This is a genomic window from Phytobacter palmae (genome assembly GCF_039409775.1).
GTDB classification, from domain to species: Bacteria; Pseudomonadota; Gammaproteobacteria; order Enterobacterales; family Enterobacteriaceae; genus Phytobacter; species Phytobacter palmae.
In genome coordinates this window covers 15,662-34,661 of record NZ_JBCIVJ010000023.1, presented here as the reverse complement: position 1 = coordinate 34,661, position 19,000 = coordinate 15,662, and the positions used below count along the sequence as shown (strand labels likewise).

Sequence of the window (19,000 nt, the reverse complement as noted above, 5' to 3'; positions counted from 1 at the left end):
AATGAGTCGCAGGAAAGCACCATCGCGGGTGAGACTTTTAAGCTTCAAGAACGGTACGTAGTTCGCTTAAAGGTACAGCTTTTGTGAAATACCACCCCTGTGCACAGCACTCCGGTATGTTTTCTTTCAGAAAGTGATACTGCATGTCAGTCTCCACCCCTTCAAAGACCACAATTTTTGGCATGTTTTTAAACATCTCTATCAGCCCGGGAAGAATGTGATTATTGATGGATTCCGTCCCTATTGAGTCAGTGATTGATTTATCAATTTTGATTTCGCCCACATCAAGCAATGAAAGCCAGTTCAGGTTGGAATAACCGGTACCAAAGTCATCCAGAGCGAACATGATCCCGGTGCCTTTAAACAGATCCATGGAGCGCTTAATATCTTCTGTGCCGGAACTTTGCCTTTCTGTAATTTCAAGAATAATCGATTCGCCGGGTACGTTTTCCTGTTTTAACGTGCTCAGCAATTTTTCACGAAACGCCTCAGAACAGATGTCTGCGCAACTGACGTTAATGCTGAGGGTGATATCACTGCTCAGCAGTACTGGCGCACACTCTCTGATGGCATGCTCAACCACATACAAGCTAATCTTATTTATTAAGCCATTTTTTTCCGCAAGCGGAATAAATATATCCGGGCCGATATGTCCAATTTGTGGGTCCGTCCAGCGTAACAGCACCTCAATGCCGGTTATTTTTCGATCTTTGATTTTATATATGGGTTGATAGACAAAATGTAATTCGCGATTTTCAAGCGCGTTTTTCAGTCGGGCAAGCAGAGATTGATTATGCGCAACATTATTAACGAAAAGGGCGCCAATCAACAGGCCAATAATAATGGATGCGCTAAACAGAGAGATCAAAAAATAAAGGTTGTTTTTGAAAAATAAAGGGAGTGATGTCCCGACAATAACGCAAATGTTATTCACACTATTGCAGGCATGTTCAGTAATTCGAACTTGATGCCTCAAAAGGCGGTGGCCGGGCAGACTCCTGGCATACCGATGTCACTTTTGTGGACGCCTTCCCGAAAATATCCATTCTGCGTGGTGTCACTATTCCTGAATATGGCGGTGATACCGTCTGGGCGAATACCGCATTAGCCTATGAATTATTACCAGAATCCTTAAAACAATTTGTCGGCACGCTGCGCGCTATTCACAGTAATAATTACGACTATGGCGCAGAACGTATTGTCACCGAAGAACATCGCCTCAATCACCATAAAAATGTCTTCGTCTCTTCTGTATGGGAAGCGGAACATCCGGTGGTGCATGTGCATCCGGTAACCGGCGAGCGCGCCTTATTACTTGGCCATTTTGTGAAAAAACTGGTCGGTTTTAACAGTCGTGAATCGGCGCAGATTTTTGAATTGCTGCAAAACCGTATTACCCGCCTGGAAAATACTGTGCGCTGGCAATGGCAGCAGGACGATGTGGTTATCTGGGATAACCGCAGCACCCAGCATTACGCCGTCAATGATTATGGCAACCAGCCACGCCTGGTTCGTCGCGTCACCATTGAAGGTGAACCCGCTGTTGCCATAGACGGTAGCCGAAGCCGCACTATTACTCGTCCGCAGGATGCCGTAAACGATACCCCAGACAGGGAAGTGAACTATGCAGCGTCGTGATTTACTCAAAGCCATGGCGGCGTTTGGGGTCTACAGCATGATCCCGGCTATCGCTCGCGGGGCAAATGTAGCGCGCAAATATGATGGTGTGACGCTCAATGTCTCCACTTTCAGTACCGCCTGGCCGCAGTTGATCCGCCAGTGGTTGCAGGAGTTTGAAGCCCTGACCGGGGCAAAAGTGCAGCTTGATACGCCAGCCTTCCCGGTCTACAACCAGCGTGCCGACCTGGAACTGTCGACGCGCGGGTCGGCCTATGATGTGGTCAACGTCACCTTTATTTATACCAGCCGCTGGATCAACGCGGGTTGGCTCACTCCGCTTGATGAGTTTATCGCTAATCCCAACCTCACTCCGGCAGACTGGGGATTGCAGGATTTTCTGCCAGCCACCCTGGCGGCAGAAACCGGGCGCGACGGCAAGCTGTATGGCATTCCTTATGTGGTGGAAGCGATGCTGGCGGGAGCCTCGCGTTACGACCTGATTCAACAGGCCGGGCTCTCATTTCCAAAAACCACCGATGACCTGGTGAAAGTTCTGCAGGCCGTGAACAAAAAAGAGCGCGTCGCCGGGTATGTTACCGACAACCATTACGGCTGGACCTTTATTCCGTATCTGCAGGCCTTTGGCGGCAACGTATTCCGCGCGCCGCCGGACGACCTGTTCCCGACGCTCGATACTCCGGAAGCGGTGCAGGCGGCTGACTATTTCGCCCGTCTTGTTCGCGAATTCGGCCCAAATGGCGGCATTACCTATACCGCCGACCAGTCCTTACAGGCGCTGAAACAGGGAAGAGTGAACTTCTCCGACGCCAGCCAGACCTACCTGGCGCAACTGGGCAACGCCGAAAGCTCGCGCACCCTGAAAACGGCCCATTTTGGTCCGATGGTCAGCGGGCCAAAAGGGTGGTTCCCCGGCATGGCGACCCATGCGCTGGGGATTCCGGTGGGCTCGAAAAACAAAGAGGCAGCGTGGGCGTTTATCCAGTGGGCGCTTTCGAAACAGAACACGGCCCGCACGCTGGCCGCCGGATACGGTTCGCCGACCCGTCGTAGTGATATCGACTCGCAGGTGTTTCGTTCTAAGCAGGTGATCAATGGTGTGGACCTGGCGCAGCTCTCCATTGATGCCATCGACCAGGCGGGCAAGGGCGGTTACATGAAATACCGTACCGTGGAGTTCTATCCGCAGGTTGACCAGCAACTGAACAAAGCCATCGCGCTGATTGCCTCCGGGCAGCTTTCGGCGAAAGAGGCGATGACCCAGGCGCAGGCCGGTACTCTCGCCGATCTAAAACGCGCCGGTGCGAAAATCTAAGTGAGGATAAGCATGGGGATAGCACAACCAATAAGCTGGCGGCAACGCCAGCGTTACGCCTGGCTACTGGGGTTATCGCCGTCGCTTGTGGTGCTGACGTTACTGACGCTGGTTCCTGCGGCGGCACTGCTGGTCACCAGCCTCACGCCGTTTAGCCTGACTAACCCGGAAGCGACCTTCAACTTTAGCCATCCACTGGTGAACTATCAGCAGCTGCTGCATGACGACCGCTTTCTCAACTCGCTGGTCACGCAACTTAAGCTGTCGGTGGTGAGCGTCTTCTTCCAGGTGCTGATCGGGCTGCTGCTGGCATTACTACTTAATGGCCCGTCGCGGCTGCTTAACGGAGTGCGCACCTTATTGCTCATTCCCATGGTACTGCCGCCGATTATCGTGGCGCTGATCTGGAAAATTATCTACACCCCGGATATCAGCCCCCTGCACCAGATTCTGGAGCGCATGAATCTGCCCCTTAACTCGCTTATCGCTAACCCGGACACCGCGCTGTGGGCGATTGTAGTGGCGGATGTCTGGCAGTGGTTTCCGTTCACCATGCTGATGGTGCTGGCGGCACTGCAAATGGTGCCCAACGAACCGCGCGAAGCGGCAAGCCTGGACGGTGCCTCGTCATTCAACATCTTTCGCTACATCGTGTTGCCGCACCTCAAACCGGTGCTGGCAGTGTGTATTCTGTTTCGCCTGATTGATAGCTTTAAAGCCTTTCCACTGATTTACATCCTCACGGACGGTGGGCCGGGCTCGGTGACGGAAGTTACCAACTACTACGGCTTTATTCAGGCTTTTAACTTTTCCTGGTGGGGACACGGCAGCGCTATTGCGGTGGTGATCCTGGTCGGGGTGTTTATTTTAAGCTGGCTCATTGGCCGCGCGGGGTGGAACGATGACAGTACAACAAACGGATGAACGTCGTCCGCTCGCGCTCACCGTCACGCGACGCAGAAAGTGGCATTTTAAAGGCCAGCGCACGCTGGCGGCGTTACTGCTGCTGGTGTTGTTCCTTGCGCCGTTCCTGTGGATGGTAGTGATGTCACTGCGCCCGTCAATGGACGCGTTCGAACTGACGTTGTTCTTCACGCCGACGCTGGAAGCCTATCGCCAGTTGATCGCCGGGAATTTTCTGCAACCCTTTGGCAACAGCCTGTTGGTCAGCGTGATTTCCACAATTTTCTCGCTGCTGTTAGGTGTGCCTGCCGCCTGGGTGCTGACGCGCTGGCGTTTTCGTGCCCGTCGCTATGTGGCGCTGTGGATCCTGGTAACGCGCATGGCGCCGCCCATCGCCTTTACCATTCCGTTCTTTCTCGCCTTTCGCTGGCTTGGGCTGCAGGACACGATAGTCGGGCTGGCGATTGTCTATCTCACCTTTAATCTGGCTATCGTTATCTGGCTGATGCAAACCTTCTTTGCCGCGATTCCGGTCACCCTGGAAGAGGCGGCGTGGATGGACGGCTGCTCGTTATGGGGCAGCTTCTGGCGGGTATCGCTACCCCTGGTAAAACCGGGCCTCGCGGCGACCGCCATTCTCTGTTTCATCTTTTCGTGGAACGACTTTTTCTACGCACTGATTTTAACCCGCACTCATGCCATTACCGCCCCGGTCGCGATAGTGAACTTCCTGCAATACGAAGGGTGGGAGTGGAGCAAAATCGCCGCCAGCGGCACGCTGGTCATGCTGCCCGTAGTCGCCTTTACCCTGCTGGTCCGGCGCTATCTGGTACAGGGCTTAACTGCGGGTGGACTTAAGGATTAATGATGGCAACCCTGACACTTAACAACATCGCAAAACATTTTAACGGGCAGACCATTATTCCCGGTCTGGATTTGACTATTCACCATGGCGAATTTATCGCGCTGGTGGGGCCATCCGGCTGCGGAAAATCGACACTGCTGCGTATGATTGCCGGGCTGGAGGGCATTGACGGCGGCAAGCTGACTCTGGATGGAGAGGTGATTAACGACCTCTCGCCGCAGGATCGCAACATGGCGATGGTCTTTCAGAACTATGCGCTCTATCCGCACATGACGGTGGCGGATAACCTCGGTTTCTCGCTCAAAATGCAGGGCGTGGCGAAGGCGAAGATTGACAGCCAGGTGCGACAGGCCGCCGATACGCTGGGGCTGACGCCGTTACTGGCGCGTAAACCCTCGCAGCTTTCCGGCGGCCAGCGCCAGCGCGTGGCTATGGGGCGCGCCATCCTGCGCCACCCGCGCCTGTTCCTGTTTGATGAGCCGCTCTCTAACCTCGACGCCAAACTGCGTGTTGAGTTGCGCACTGAAATCAAGGCGCTGCACCAGCGGCTTAATACCACCATGATTTACGTCACTCACGATCAGATTGAAGCCATGACCATGGCCGACCGCATCGTGGTGCTGCGCGACGGGCAGATTGAGCAGGTTGGTACGCCGCTTGAATTGTATGACCGCCCGGCCAATGCCTTTGTGGCGAGCTTTATCGGTTCGCCATCAATGAACCTGTTCAGCGGCCACGTGGAGCGGCCCGGCATCGTGATGACCGATGACGGTATCGCGCTGCCGGTGACCCAGACGCCAGGGCTGAACGTGGGGCAGCGGGTACTCTATGGCGTGCGTCCGCAACACTTTGTACTGACGCCGGGGGCGTCGATCAACGCCCGCGTTAACGTGGTGGAACCGACTGGCTCGGAAACACAGATCCTGCTCAATATCGGCCAGCAGAAAGTAACCACGCTGTTCCATCAGCGCGTGGCGGCGCAGCCGGGTGAAATAGTGAAAATCCTGCCGGATGCCCGACATGCGCACCTGTTTGATGCCACCAGCGGGCTGCGGCTGAATTAACGCGAAGGGAAAATCATGGGTCACAAAGTGATTGTTTTTGGCGTTGATGGATTAATGATGCCGCTTGTCAAAAAATTTGCCGCCGAAGGAGAGTTGCCTCATATCAGCCGGATGCTGAGCGAAGGCGCGGCCACTGAGCTGCTGCCCTATATTTCCGCCTGGGGCGATGTCAACTGGGCCGCGTTTCTCTCCGGCCAGGCACCGGGAACGTCGTGGCGAGGTCAGGCGTTACCGGCGGATTATGCCAGGACGCGGCCATTGCTGAAACGGCTTGAAGAGAGCGGACTACGCGCTGCACTGGTTCATTTCCCGGAAAGCGTGGCCTCACCCGCGCCGCATTTTACCCTGTCGCCATACTGGTCCGCCGCGGCGCCAAGCCCCTACACCTTTGCCGCTCCGGCGATCTTCACCACCGATCGCCAGCGTCTGGATGTGCCGCCGAAACCGCGCCAGCAAACGCTGGGCTGGCCGCCGTCTTCACCGCTCGCCTACCACGACAAAGGGCTGTGGCAACCGCTGGAGCGGGAAGTGAACGGTGAGTATCGCCTGACAATACGCTCACCCCACGGCGATAACGTGACGTTGTCACTTGATATCGATACCCTGACGCTGCGTTCAGCGCACGGGGGCGTCACTCTGGTGCAAGGAGCGTGGAGCGACTGGCTGGCGCTGGGCGAGGTGGCACAAGGAGGAAAAGCCCGTTTCTGGCTGGCACATGTGACGCCGTATATTGAACTGATCCAAAGCGAAGTGACCTTCCCGCAGCGCATTGCCCGGGACAGTGTACTCGCGCAGATGCTTTTCGAGGATCTTGGGCCGTTTTACAGCCAGTGGGCGGTGAAGGCATCGCCGGATGAAGCGCTTCTGGCGTCGACCTTCCAGGATGCGGAGCATCAGTCGCTATGGCTGGCGGACAGTGCGCTGCGCTTGACCCATCAGCACGGCTATTCTCTGTGGGCGGGGGTACATCACCTTATTGATGAGTCTCACCATCTCTGTCTGGGCCAGTACGATCCGGACTCGCCGTTTTACGACCCGCAGCAGGCCGCGCGTTACGAGGCGGTGATCCGCGAATGCTATAAAATCCTCGACCGCTCGCTGGGGCGCATCATCAACGGCATGGACAAAGAGACGACGCTGTTTCTGGCCTCGGATCACGGCGCGGTACCCAACCACTTTATGTGCGATATTCAGCGTTATCTGGCAAAACATGGACTGGTGGCGCTGGATAACCAGGGGCAGATAATCCGCAGCCAGAGCCTGGTGTATCTGAAAGACGAGCGCGGCGGGCTGGAGATTTATATCAATCTGCAGGGGCGTGAGCCGGATGGCACCGTGCCACTGGCAGATTATGCCTGCCTGCAGGCGCGACTGTTGCACCTGCTGCGTAACTGGCACATCGAGCACAACGGGAAGGTTCACCATGCCGTTGCCTGGGCGCTGCGCAAGGAAGACGCCGCCAGCGCCGGGTACTGGGGCGAGTATGCAGGTGATGTGCTTTTTACCTACGACAGCGGCTTTGTCTGGGGAACCAGCGCGAGCGGCGAGGATATCTGCCCGGTGGTGGCCCCGGGTGCCAATCACGGCCCGCAAAAACCCACGGCCAGGACAGCACATACCTCAAATTACGGCGTACTGCTGGCCTTCGGCGCAGGTATTCGCCGCGGCTATTATCACGACCACCATCACCACGGCCCGTATCGAATGGCGGACCCCGGCGCAACCATTGCCTGGTTGCTCGGCGTCAAACGCGATACCCTCGACGGTTCTGTAATGCAGGCGTTACTGGCGCCAGATGAGACTGATATATGACCGGGCATCGTTATACCCGTTACGGGAGTTTGCAAAACAAAGTGGTGGTGATAACCGGCGGGGCCAGCGGGATTGGCGCGGATCTGGTGGCGGCGTTTTGCCAGCAGGAGAGCCGGGTACATTTCCTTGATATTGATGTGACGGCGGGTACTGCGCTGGCGCAAGTGCGCGGCGCCCATTTTCACGCAGTCGACGTGCGAAACATTGCCGCGTTGCGTGAGGTGACAGGCAACATTGCCGCCCGGGAAGGCCGAATTGATGTGCTGATCAATAACGCCGCCCGGGACGACCGAACCGATACCCTGACCGTAGAACCAGAAGCCTGGCGTGAAAGCCTGGCGGTGAACCTCGATCATCAGTTTTTTGCCAGCCAGGCTGTGGCCGCGGTAATGCAAAAAGGCGAGGGCGGCAACATCATTCTGACCAGCTCCACCAGCTTTATGAAGGGCAGACCGGGGATGTCCGGTTACACCACCTCCAAGGCGGCGATTGTCGGGCTAAGTCAGACGCTGGCACGTGAGCTGGGGCCGTCGGGTATTCGCGTAAACTGCATCGTACCGGGGGCAATTTCCACTCCACGTCAGCAGGCGTTGTGGCGCACGCCGGAGTCCGAAAAGGAGATCCAGGCCATGCAGTCGCTGGATATCACCCTTGAGGGCCGGGATGTTGCCGCTATGGCGCTGTTTATCGCTTCCGATGACGCTCGTGGCTGTACGGGCGCACTCTTTTTTATTGATGCCGGTATCCGTCTGGTGTGACCCTGTCTTCACCCCCGCACGCTCGCCGCACGGACGTGCAGAGTGCGCCGGGGCGTCGTGATGATGGTGGTTACAACGCCGACGATATGCGCACCTTCCTCTTCATCAATGTACACAGTGCGATAGTTTTCGTTCTCCGCCACCAGGCGCGGCGGAGAGACGCGTAAACGGCGGACGGTAAAACCGCTCAGCAAACGTGCTACGACGATATCGCCATCCACCGGCTGCAGGCTGCTGTCTACCAATAGTAACGATCCGGGCAGGATCGCCGCGCCGCACATGGCATCGCTGGCGGTGCGCAGCACGTAAGTTGCTGACGGATGGCTTATCAGATGTGCCACAAGGTCGATCGCACCTTCGATGTAATCGGCCGCCGGGCTGGGAAAAGCGCTGGTTGTCATCGCATGTCGCTCCCATGTAATAACAGGCATAAGTCTGCCTGACCAATCTGTAGACGTCCTGGTAAAAGTGAGGCTTTCGCCGTTGATACATCCATGGTTACTGTTTTTATGAATTACTGTGTTTATATACAGTATCGTCAAAAAAGCACATCGATCAAGCTGTCCCGGCTCGATTTTTGTGAAGAGATTGATGGAACAAGGATTTTTGTAATGTGATGAAAAAATGCGCGCTCTGACTATTTCCGATCATCATCTGCGTGCAGGCAACCGTGAGAATAATAAGGGAAATAATGCTATTTCGGATATGGCGTATTATTTCCCGGCGGCAGACCTTTTTTACATTCAGGGGGCCAGCCACTACACTTAGCAGCAGTTTAACCATTGGATGGCGAAGATGACGGCTCTGAAAACTCATAATTTCTTTTTTATCGTTCTGTTGTTGCTGGTCAGCCTGGCGTTTTTTAGCCTGATCCAGCCGTACTATGCTGCTATTATCTGGGCCGTTATTCTGGCGCTTATTTTTTATCCGCTACGGGTAAAATTAACCGGTTGGTTGCGCGGGCGTGACGGTATTGCTTCGTTACTGACTGTGCTACTTATCTGCGTGTTAGTTTTTATTCCTCTGATGATTATTGTCACGTCACTGATTGCGGAAATTAATGCGCTCTATCAACGCTTGCAAAATAACGCCACGGACTTGCCGCAACTCTTTACTGACAGTATTAGTTATCTGCCTGGCTGGGCGCAGGGATATTTGCGTGAAAATGACTTTGACTCCGTAGGTGCCATCCGCGAAAAATTATCCGGCGTGGCGCTGAGCTCCGGGCGATATCTGGCTGGCAGCGCGGTAATCATCGGTAAAAATACGCTGAGTATTAGCGTCAGTTTCTGTCTGATGGTCTATTTGTTGTTCTTTTTACTGAAAGACGGATCCCGGCTGGTACGCAGAATATTTACGGCTATTCCGTTGACGGACAAAATCAAACGCCGCCTGTTTCATAAATTTGCCAGCGTCTCCAGGGCTACGGTAAAAGGGACACTGGTGGTGGCGATTGTGCAGGGCGCGTTAGGGGGCTTTGGCTTCTGGTTTTCGGGCATTAACGGCAGTCTGTTATGGGGTTCGCTGATGGCCTTTCTGTCGCTGATCCCGGCGGTCGGCACAGCGCTTATCTGGGTCCCGGCGGCTATTTTTCTCTTCTCCACCGGGGAAATTATTACCGGAACCATGATGTCGCTCTATTTTATCGTGGTGGTGGGGCTGGCTGATAATATCCTGCGGCCATTATTAGTCGGCAAAGATACCCGAATGCCTGACTATTTAATTTTGCTGACTACGCTCGGCGGGCTGCAATTCTTTGGCATTAATGGTTTTGTCCTCGGGCCAATGATTGCCGGGCTGTTTATTGCATCCTGGAATTTACTTGCCGAAGATCGTGCGCTGGCGATGAAATCGGAACAATAATCTGTCTCGCCGCCGCGCATATTTTATCCGGCGGCGGTGATGAGTTTTCTACACGTCTGGTCGCTCGCGGTAAAGAAGTGAAAAGAATTTGAGGAAAAACAGGCCCTGTGGTAGAAATAGGGCGTGTTTTACTACTGAGGACAATCGTTCCGCCTCGATGAGAAGCAATGTGCGGATATTGTAATTTTATGGATAATTTGTTCAGGACGTTCATCTCTGGCTTTTCCCGTCTTACTTCTTCTGCCTGCCTGCTTTCCGGCGAACAACACTGGCGTTCGGCGCTATAGTCCTTTTCTCTCTGCTCAGGCTCGCGTAAACCACGCGACTTTCATTTTTACACTCTGGGTTTTCCGTTATGGAAAGACCCTGCGGAATTATATTCTCAAGCAGGAGAAGGATGATGATTTACTGGGTATTATTAGCACTGGCCATTGTGGCTGAAATAACCGGCACATTATCAATGAAGTGGGCAAGTGTTACTAACGGGCACACCGGTTTTATTCTGATGCTGGTGATGATTGCACTGTCATATATTTTATTATCATTCGCGGTTAAAAAAATCGCTCTCGGCGTGGCTTACGCTCTGTGGGAGGGGATTGGTATTTTATTGATCACCTTGTTTAGCGTTGTGTTATTTGATGAAGCGCTCTCCCCGATGAAAATCGCCGGGCTGATGACGCTGGTCGCCGGGATTGTACTTATCAAATCGGGCACCCGCAAAGCGGTCAATACACCGCAGGAGCGTCGCAATGCAACAGTTTGAGTGGGTTCACGGCGCCTGGCTGGCGGTGGCTATTATTCTGGAGATCGTTGGCAATATTTTCCTTAAATTTTCAGCGGGGTTTCGCCATAAATTATATGGGATTGGCTCGCTGGTGGCGGTGCTTGGTGCCTTTGCTGCGCTGTCTCAGGCGGTAAAAGGTATAGATTTGTCAGTGGCTTACGCACTCTGGGGCGGGTTCGGTATTGCCGCGACTCTGGCGGCGGGCTGGATCCTCTTCGGCCAGCGCCTGAATAATAAAGGCTGGGTAGGGGTTATCTTACTGATTGTTGGTATGATACTAATAAAACTCGCCTGATGTGATCGCTGCCCGAATAAGGGGCAGCGAAATCCACCGACTGTATTACGCTTAGTTAACGGAAGTCCTCAACCGGCTGTTTTTCCTGTTAAGGATAGAGGGAGGCAGTGCATGTTGAACCCATTTAGCTGGCGGAATATCCCGAATGCCAAAACCCTGTTCGTCATGATATTCCTGGCGGGCATTGGGCTTATTATTTCCATTGTCGCGCTGCTCTATCTTTCATTGCATCTTATCAGTAGCAAAGCCAACGAAATTGATGAACATCGCACCGCTCTGTCTGTGCAGGGGGCGATCCAGACCTCGGTAAATCGTGTGCGTTCGCTGGTTATTGATAATGCCGTCTGGGATGATGCGGTGCGGGAGGCCTATCGCCCGGAGCTTGACACCCAGTGGCTCTACAAAACCTGGGGTGAGGGATTTAAGGTCAATAACCTCTATGACGGCACTTTTATTCTTGATGAAAACTTTCACGTCTTATGGGGAGCGTTTCACAGCACCAGGTTTACAGAACGTTCACTCGACTTTTTTGGTAAGGGTTTACAAAGTCTCATCCGTAATAATTCGGCTTCGCTGATTTCCAGTAATGAAATTGTTGCCGGGATCACCCGTACCCGCAGCGGCACTGCGTTTATCGGGATTGGCCTTATCCGCCCGATGGTGGGAAATTTAGAGATTAATGATAATACCCGGCGTTACCTGGTGATCACCCGCCACCTGAATACACAAATCCTTAAAGAGCTGGGCGATACATTCCAGATAGCTGATTTAGCGTTCTCCGAGCAGAGGCCGGATGAATTCGCCGTGCCGCTGGAAAGTTCGGCGGGGGAAGTGCTGGGCTGGTTAGACTGGTCACGGCGCTTGCCGGGCGCAGAGGCTGCCGAGGCGGCTTCTGCGAATATCCGTCAAATCGCCCTGCTGGCATCGGGATTAATCCTCCTGTTTATTCTTCTGAGTAGCGCCGGGTTGTATAAGCTGGCGAAAGGGGAAAATATTGCCCGTCAAATTGCCTTAACCGACTGGCTGAGTCACCTGCCTAATCGCCGCGCCCTGATTGAACATCTCGATAAACTCGCCGCGCAGGGTGATACCAGTATGATGAGCGTCGCTTTTGTCGATCTTGATGGGTTCAAGGATGTGAACGACATTTACGGGCATGACGTTGGCGACCGCCTGATCCGAACCATCGCCCGGACGCTACGGGAAAAAGTACCGGCGCAGGGAATGCTGGCGCGGATGGGGGGCGATGAGTTTGCCATGACCATTGGCGGCCCCTGGGCAGAGGAACAGACCGCAAGATTTGCCGGGCAAGTACTGGCGTATCTGAATAACCCCATTCAGGTGGGAGAGCGGACAATCCATATCGGAGCCAGTATTGGCATCGCCAGCGGCACGCTGGTGGAGTGCACCAGTACTGAGCTTTTCCGCCGTGCTGATATCGCCATGTACCATTCAAAAAGCCTCGGTAAAGGGCGTATTACGCACTACGACGCGGCGCTGAACAGCGTCCGCGAGCGGCAATTACTGATTGAAAATGATATCCGCAATGGTCTGGATCGCGATGAATTCGACGTCTGGTATCAGCCCATTGTGGATGCGCGTAGTCTGGCGATGATTGGGGTCGAAGCACTGGTTCGCTGGCCGCGCCGCCCGGCAGGGGAGCTTAAGCCCGATGATTTTATTGCGATTGCGGAAACCAGTGGCCTGATTTACGAACTGGGGCAATTTGTTCTGCGTCGCGCCTGTAACGATCTGCAGGCGCACAGCAATTTGAAATTGTCGGTGAATATCTCCCCGGCGCAATTTCGCGATCCCGATTTTGAGGACAAAGTGGCAAATGTGCTGAGAAGAACGCGCTTCCCGCCCGCACGTCTGCAACTGGAAGTGACCGAAACCTATGTACTGGAAAACCCGGAGCGTGCGCATATGGCCATTACCACCCTTAAAACGCTGGGTACGTCGGTCGCGCTGGACGATTTTGGCACCGGATATTCCAGTATCGGCTATTTGCGCCGCTTCAATTTTGAAACGATCAAAATTGATAAATCCCTGGCCGGACTGGTGGATGATGACGAACAAGCGTCGGCGCTGGTAAGTGGCACGATCCGTATCGCCAGTGCGCTGGGAATGATGGTGGTAGCCGAAGGCGTGGAAAACGAAAAGCAGATGAAGATGCTACGCCTGGCCGGTTGTGACCAGCTACAAGGCTACTGGTTTAGTGAACCCATGCCGCTGGACAACATCTTGCATTTGCGTCATCTGCGGCAGGGCTGATTTACTCTTTTGCCAGCGCTTCGAGTTTGTCACGAAAGCCGGTCACCGAAATGGCCCGGTTGTCGGCACGCCAGCGATCTTTGGCGGCCGGGGCAGAACTTTGTACCGCAATAAGCTGCCAGCCTTCGGCGGTTTTCAGCATCAACGGCGAGCCGCTGTCACCCGGTAACGTATCGCATTGGTGAGACAAAACGCTGTTTTGCGCCCAACCGGTAACAATGCAATTTTCATGACTGTACAGGGTCTCCAGATGATCGGCCGGATAACCTGACTGCGTCACTTTGCGCTCTGCCACTTTTAGCGCATCCGTCAGCGCCGCTTTATCACCCACAAACAGCGGTAACGGTGTAATGCCGGATGGCGGGTTGCGCAGCATAACCAGCCCAAAATCCCACGGGGCAGCGGATGACGGTACGATCCAGCCATCGCCATCGGGTTTCAGCCGCTTACCCAGCGACGGGTCGACACGGCCTTCGATATCGTGGATTTCATAGCGCCAGGTTCCTTTCTGCGAAACAAAACGCAGCGCTACCGCTTTATCCGGTTTGCCGTTGGGCGGTGTCAACAGACAATGCCCGGCGGTTAAGGCCAGGTGAGGAGAAATAAGCGTCGCGGTACATAAATTACCACTGGCCGTTTCCAGTTGACCAATCGCATCCCAGGGGGAGCGGGTCGGTGTGGTAACGCGAACGCGATCGTCATGACCAAAGAACAGCGTCTTGATCTGAGCCGCATCAATGGTGTCATCACCATCGTCGGCATGTCCGTAAGCAGAAAAGAGAAAAAACGATCCCAGCAATAGCACAACGGTTTTTCGCATATCACACTCTGGTGGGGTAATTATGATTATTTAATGTGAACCCAGGTTTATAAACTATAGACGGGGCGAGAAAAAAGTGGGAGCAAAATCAGCGTGCTACATCAGGAAAGAAAAAGCCGAAGGGCAATGAGCGCGCAGACAATCAGCATTAACAGGATGAACTCGAAACGATAACGTCGCAGCATAGGCCCTCCAGAGAAAAACGGCGCTTCACCTCAGGGTTCAGCGCCGACGATTTACTCAGCCTGTACAGCAGGCGGGGTATTACACGGTAACTTATGCAGCCGGTTGAGCAGCTGGTTTAGTTGCAGTGTGTTTTACGTGTTTTTTATGGTGTTTTTTAGCAGCCTGAGCTTTCTGCTCTACAGCCGGTTTAGCTGCTACTTTTTTGTGGTGTTTTTTCTTAGCAGCCTGAGCTTTCTGCTCTACAGCTGGTTTAGCTGCTGCTTTTTTGTGATGTTTTTTCTTGGCGGCCTGAGCTTTCTGTGCAACGGTTTTTTTCTTGTGAACTTTTTTCACGTGAGTGGTTTTAGCCGGAGCAGCAGCAGGAGCCGCAGTCGTGGTGGTAGCAGCAGGAGCAGGCGCCGCAGTTGTGGCTGCAGTATCAGCAGCAAACGCAACAGAAGACAGACCCATAGCAGCGGCAACAACCAGAGCTAATACTTTTTTCATTCTGATATCCTCGAATTTGGTTTCATCGTTCAACCCCACTGCGGGGCCGTTGAAGAGACTATACCGACAGAGATGTTGTCTTTCCGTGAGTGATTGGTTTCGGCGTGTAACGGGATGTACAAACGAGCCGGGGAGCACAGCTTGAGCTATCTGACAGAATGGAAAGATGTTTTTTTTAGTGCGTTATGCTTATTCCGCCAGATGTTTAATGTGCTTCCGTAAGGTGGATATCATCGGTATTGCCGGAATGAAGCCAGAAAGGGGGGGCTGAAAGTCAGTGCGAACACCAGACGTGTCACCCCGGGCAGGATTTAAAGCAATTTATTCATGTTATAGCCGGTAACCTGATAGCCATTAGCTTCATAAACTTTTTTGGCATGCGCATTTTCGGCAGCGACGCGTAATTTGATTTGCCGGATACCCTGGTCCGTAAGCAGAGCCTCCAGACTTTGCATCGCGCGGCTACCAAGCCCCTGATTGCGAAATGCGGGCAGCAGGTAAAAATCATAAATAAATGCCGATTGATCCTCCGTATTCACCCGATACCACAAGTAGCCAATCTGTTGTTCGGCGCCGTTTTCCCTATGGACGATGCTTTTCAGGCTTTGACCTTGCGTTTTCTCACCGTCGGGCAAGCTGGCGGCGATTTCCCGTTTTGCCTGCGCTAACGCCTCATGCTGGGATAAATGATAATTAGCGGCAATTTCCACAGCATAGTCGGGAATAAAATAGGCCAGAAAGCCTGCAAAATCCGTTTCAGACATGGGATGAAGCGTAACCATATTTTGCCTTTCAGAGTGTGGAGGGGCACAGTTCAGCGCGCGGTGCGTGAACTGTGCCGGGATGATTACAAATAACGTGCCGTCAAATGCTGGCGGAAATAGCGGCTGTTCAACGCCTCGCCGGTGGCCTGTTCAATGAGCTGTGAGGTGGTAAAACGGCTGCCGTGCTGCCAGATATTCTGTCGCAGCCAGTCAAACAGGGCGGAGAAATCACCCTGCGCGATGGCACCGTCGAGCCCTGGCAGGGCGGTACGTGCGGCCTGGAACAACTGAGCAGCATACATCGCGCCCAGGGTGTACGACGGAAAGTAGCCAAATCCGCCATCCGTCCAGTGGATATCCTGCATACAGCCGTTACGGTAGTTGCCTTCGGTGGATAAGCCCAGCCACGCCTGCATTTTTTCATTCCACAGGGCGGGGATATCGTCCACTTCTATCTCGTCGTTAATCAGTGCCCGCTCAATTTCATAGCGCAGGATCACATGGGCCGGATAACTGACTTCATCGGCATCGACGCGGATAAAGCCCGGTTTGACCCGCTGGTTCCAGGCGATAAAGTTACTCTCTTCAAACGCCGGTTGCGCGCCAAAATGCTGGATAATGGCGGGTAGCAGACGTTTCAGGAAGGCGTCGCTGCGGCCAAGTTGCATTTCAAAAAACAGGCTTTGCGATTCATGGATGGCGGTAGAACGCGCCAGCGCGACCGGTTGCCCCAGCCACTGACGCGGCAGGTTTTGCTCATAACGGGCGTGACCGGTTTCATGGACCACGCCAAAAAGCGCGCTGAGCAGCTCATTTTCATCATAACGCGTGGTGATGCGGACATCTTCCGGCACGCCGCCGCAGAATGGGTGCGCGCTCACGTCCAGCCGCCCGGCATTAAAATCGAAACCCAGTAGCGTCATCGCTTCCAGTCCCAGTTCGCGCTGCGTTGCGACGGGGAACGGGCCGACGGGCGCAATCAGCGTTTCACGCGATTGTTTGTCAACCACACGCTGTAGCAGATCCGGGAGCCAGGATTTCAGATCGGCGAACAGAACGTCCAGACGGGCGCTGGTCATGTCCGGTTCGAAAATATCCAGAAGGGCGTCATACGGCGAGCAGTCTTTCGCCCGTGCACGGATCCTGGCCTCTTCGCGGCTAAGCTTTACTACCTCTTTCAAATTGGCGCTAAAGCCGGTCCAGTCATTCGCCGGACGCTGAGTGCGCCAGGCATGTTCACACTTGCTGCCTGCCAGCGCTTTGGCTTCTACCAGCGACTCTGGTAGCAGCGCGGCCTGCTGATACTGGCGCGTCATCTCGCGCAGGTTTGCCTGCTCAACATCATTAAGATCCTCGGAAAGGGCATTTTGCAGCCATTCACCGACTTTTTTATCGGTCAGGATTTGGTGTTGTAACACGCCCAGTTCAGCCAGCGCTTCGCCACGGGCGGTGCTCCCCCCCGGCGGCATCATGGCGAACATGTCCCAGCCAGCGATGGCGGAGAGATGTTGAAACCGGCTCAGGCGAGTGAAAGTGCGGGTAAGGGATTGATAATTTTGATTGTTATCCATATTGCCTCTGCAAGCGAGTTCAGAACGATGTTAATGAGAGTACAGAGATTCAGAGAGTTAGCAACGGACAAAAAGTTATTCGGCGGTTTTATGGGAGGCAATCAACAACCCGACCATAGTGAAGACATCGCAGGTGATCTGCATCGAATCAACCATAAAGATTAACTGATGAATCCTTCTGGGGATAATCGTCCATACGGGGATATTTTGATCTGCCATGCACAAAATAAAAGCCCCGAAAATATTCCGGGGCCAGAGATTACCTCATACCACTTTAACGTAAGCGGTGATGGAGTATGCTGCCGACAAACAACGCCAGTAACAGCATTAACGCAATAAAGCCGCCTACACCGTTCCAGCCATAGTTATGCCAGAACACGCCACCGAGCGTACCGGCGATACTCGAACCCAGATAATAACTGAATAAATACAGCGAAGAAGCCTGCCCTTTAGCGCGGCGCGCGCGCGGGCCAATCCAGCTACTGGCGACAGAGTGGGAGGCAAAGAAACCGGCAGTAAAAAACAGCATGCCGATAAATATCGCCCACAGTGAAGAGAATAACGTTAATAAAAGCCCGGCAAGCATAATTGCAATTGAGGCGACCATGACTGGCCCACGGCCATATCTGGCGGTCATCGCCCCGGCGCGTGGCGAACTCCAGGTGCCGGTTAAATAGGCGACGGAAAGTAAGCCCACCACAGCCTGGCTTAAAAACCACGGCGACTGCATTAACCGATAGCCAATGTAATTAAACAGGGTCACGAACGAACCCATTAACAGGAATCCCTCAAGGAATAATAAGGGCAATCCTTTATCGCGCCAGTGCAGACGGAAATTAATGAATAAGGTGCGTGGCCGCAGAGAGCCGGGACGAAAATGGCGTGACTCCGGCAAGATACGCCAGAACATTAACGCGGATGCCAGTGCAAAACACCCAATCGCGGCCAGCGCGATACGCCAGTTAAAAAAATCAGTGAATACACCGCTAATAAGGCGTCCGCTCATGCCGCCAATGGAGTTGCCGCTAATATAGAGCCCCATGGAAAAGGCGACAAAGCTTGGGTGGATCTCTTCACTGAGGTAGGTCATGCCCACGGCGGCAACCCCACTCAGTGACAGCCCGATCAGGGCGCGCATAATCAGAATGCCGTGCCAGCTGGTCATCAGCGTTGAGAGCAGTGTGCAGCATGAGGCCAGCAATAAGGCCGTTACCATCACTTTCTTGCGGCCAATTGCATCTGATAGCGGACCGGTAAATAACAGACCGATAGCCAGCATGGCGGTAGAGATGGAGAGTGAAATACTGCTGTTTGCCGGGGAGACGCCGAATTCCTGCGACAGCACGGGCAAAATAGGCTGTACGCAATAGAGCAGGGCGAAGGTGGCCAGTCCGGCGGAGAAGAGCGCCAGCGTGACGCGCATAAATTGAGGGGTACCACGTTTAATAAATTGTGTCGGCAAAGAACGATTATTTTCATCAACACCACTTGCCGGAAGAGTGTCAACGGTAGTTGTACGGCTCACTTGAAATCCTTAAGTTTACATCCCGGTCAGGCGGGGATGTATTTAAGGGTATGAAACGGGCATTGTTCTGTCTAATA

At 53.8% G+C, this 19,000-nt stretch carries 19 protein-coding genes and 1 pseudogene; 12 read left to right on the top strand and 8 right to left on the bottom strand.

The window, feature by feature from the left end:
* Nucleotides 1-37 precede the first annotated feature (37 nt).
* Nucleotides 38-934: an EAL domain-containing protein gene (locus AAIG39_RS21490; protein ID WP_343194681.1), complete on the bottom strand. Its 897-nt coding sequence runs from the start codon at nt 932-934 to the stop codon at nt 38-40.
* Between the two features lie 71 nt (nt 935-1,005).
* Between AAIG39_RS21490 and AAIG39_RS21485 the strand changes: the two are divergent.
* The 7 genes and pseudogenes from AAIG39_RS21485 to AAIG39_RS21455 form a co-directional block, all read left to right on the top strand.
* Nucleotides 1,006-1,638: pseudogene (locus tag AAIG39_RS21485) on the top strand (TauD/TfdA dioxygenase family protein); the annotation flags it as partial.
* On the top strand, nt 1,625-2,953 hold the full coding sequence (locus tag AAIG39_RS21480) for an ABC transporter substrate-binding protein (RefSeq protein ID WP_343194680.1): 1,329 nt from the start codon (nt 1,625-1,627) through the stop codon (nt 2,951-2,953). The pseudogene AAIG39_RS21485 and the gene AAIG39_RS21480, both read left to right, overlap by 14 nt.
* Before the next feature lie 12 nt (nt 2,954-2,965).
* Nucleotides 2,966-3,877: a carbohydrate ABC transporter permease gene (locus AAIG39_RS21475; protein WP_343194679.1), complete on the top strand. Its 912-nt coding sequence runs from the start codon at nt 2,966-2,968 to the stop codon at nt 3,875-3,877.
* The gene (locus AAIG39_RS21470; RefSeq protein WP_343194678.1) at nt 3,855-4,721 is read left to right on the top strand and encodes a carbohydrate ABC transporter permease; all 867 of its coding nucleotides are present in this window, start codon (nt 3,855-3,857) and stop codon (nt 4,719-4,721) included. Before AAIG39_RS21475 ends, AAIG39_RS21470 begins: the two co-directional genes overlap by 23 nt.
* A 2-nt stretch (nt 4,722-4,723) precedes the next feature.
* Nucleotides 4,724-5,785, top strand: a complete 1,062-nt coding sequence (locus AAIG39_RS21465; protein ID WP_343194677.1) for an ABC transporter ATP-binding protein — start codon at nt 4,724-4,726, stop codon at nt 5,783-5,785.
* 15 nt (nt 5,786-5,800) lie between these two features.
* A complete protein-coding gene (locus AAIG39_RS21460) occupies nt 5,801-7,597 on the top strand; it encodes an alkaline phosphatase family protein (protein WP_343194676.1) in 1,797 nt (598 codons plus the stop codon).
* On the top strand, nt 7,594-8,355 hold the full coding sequence (locus AAIG39_RS21455) for an SDR family NAD(P)-dependent oxidoreductase (protein ID WP_249573129.1): 762 nt from the start codon (nt 7,594-7,596) through the stop codon (nt 8,353-8,355). The genes AAIG39_RS21460 and AAIG39_RS21455 overlap by 4 nt, the downstream gene beginning before the upstream one ends.
* A gap of 8 nt (nt 8,356-8,363) precedes the next feature.
* Here AAIG39_RS21455 and umuD read toward each other — a convergent pair whose 3' ends face one another.
* Nucleotides 8,364-8,786, bottom strand: a complete 423-nt coding sequence (umuD, locus tag AAIG39_RS21450; protein ID WP_090088744.1) for a translesion error-prone DNA polymerase V autoproteolytic subunit — start codon at nt 8,784-8,786, stop codon at nt 8,364-8,366.
* Between the two features lie 364 nt (nt 8,787-9,150).
* On the opposite strand from umuD, the gene AAIG39_RS21445 reads away from it, so the two are divergent.
* From AAIG39_RS21445 to AAIG39_RS21430, 5 genes are all read left to right on the top strand, one after another.
* Nucleotides 9,151-10,218: an AI-2E family transporter gene (locus AAIG39_RS21445; RefSeq protein ID WP_343194675.1), complete on the top strand. Its 1,068-nt coding sequence runs from the start codon at nt 9,151-9,153 to the stop codon at nt 10,216-10,218.
* A 167-nt stretch (nt 10,219-10,385) separates the two neighbouring features.
* A complete protein-coding gene (locus AAIG39_RS25760) occupies nt 10,386-10,505 on the top strand; it encodes a protein YdgV (protein WP_425503340.1) in 120 nt (39 codons plus the stop codon).
* A gap of 113 nt (nt 10,506-10,618) precedes the next feature.
* The gene (gene mdtJ / locus AAIG39_RS21440) at nt 10,619-10,981 is read left to right on the top strand and encodes a multidrug/spermidine efflux SMR transporter subunit MdtJ (protein ID WP_249573134.1); all 363 of its coding nucleotides are present in this window, start codon (nt 10,619-10,621) and stop codon (nt 10,979-10,981) included.
* A complete protein-coding gene (gene mdtI / locus AAIG39_RS21435; protein ID WP_249573131.1) occupies nt 10,968-11,297 on the top strand; it encodes a multidrug/spermidine efflux SMR transporter subunit MdtI in 330 nt (109 codons plus the stop codon). Before mdtJ ends, mdtI begins: the two co-directional genes overlap by 14 nt.
* 111 nt (nt 11,298-11,408) lie before the next feature.
* Nucleotides 11,409-13,571 carry a bifunctional diguanylate cyclase/phosphodiesterase gene (locus AAIG39_RS21430; protein ID WP_343194674.1) on the top strand — a complete coding sequence of 721 codons (2,163 nt, stop codon included), beginning with the start codon at nt 11,409-11,411 and terminating at the stop codon, nt 13,569-13,571.
* 1 nt (nt 13,572) lies between these two features.
* Here the strand turns inward: AAIG39_RS21430 and AAIG39_RS21425 are convergent, their stop codons facing one another.
* The 6 genes from AAIG39_RS21425 to AAIG39_RS21405 form a co-directional block, all read right to left on the bottom strand.
* Nucleotides 13,573-14,391, bottom strand: a complete 819-nt coding sequence (locus tag AAIG39_RS21425) for a trypsin-like serine peptidase (RefSeq protein WP_090088752.1) — start codon at nt 14,389-14,391, stop codon at nt 13,573-13,575.
* Between the two features lie 101 nt (nt 14,392-14,492).
* Complete coding sequence (gene ydgU, locus AAIG39_RS25805) at nt 14,493-14,576, bottom strand: small membrane protein YdgU (protein ID WP_090088754.1); 84 nt, start codon at nt 14,574-14,576, stop codon at nt 14,493-14,495.
* Between the two features lie 91 nt (nt 14,577-14,667).
* Nucleotides 14,668-15,063, bottom strand: coding sequence for an acid resistance repetitive basic protein Asr (gene asr / locus AAIG39_RS21420; protein ID WP_047370166.1), 396 nt, complete (start codon nt 15,061-15,063; stop codon nt 14,668-14,670).
* Nucleotides 15,064-15,374: 311 nt separating this feature from the next.
* Nucleotides 15,375-15,845 carry a GNAT family N-acetyltransferase gene (locus tag AAIG39_RS21415; RefSeq protein ID WP_283776204.1) on the bottom strand — a complete coding sequence of 157 codons (471 nt, stop codon included), beginning with the start codon at nt 15,843-15,845 and terminating at the stop codon, nt 15,375-15,377.
* A gap of 65 nt (nt 15,846-15,910) precedes the next feature.
* Entirely contained in the window at nt 15,911-17,398 is a 1,488-nt protein-coding gene (locus tag AAIG39_RS21410) for a carboxypeptidase M32 (protein ID WP_343194673.1), read from the bottom strand.
* Nucleotides 17,399-17,672: 274 nt separating this feature from the next.
* On the bottom strand, nt 17,673-18,923 hold the full coding sequence (locus AAIG39_RS21405) for an MFS transporter (RefSeq protein ID WP_343194672.1): 1,251 nt from the start codon (nt 18,921-18,923) through the stop codon (nt 17,673-17,675).
* Nucleotides 18,924-19,000: the final 77 nt, after the last annotated feature.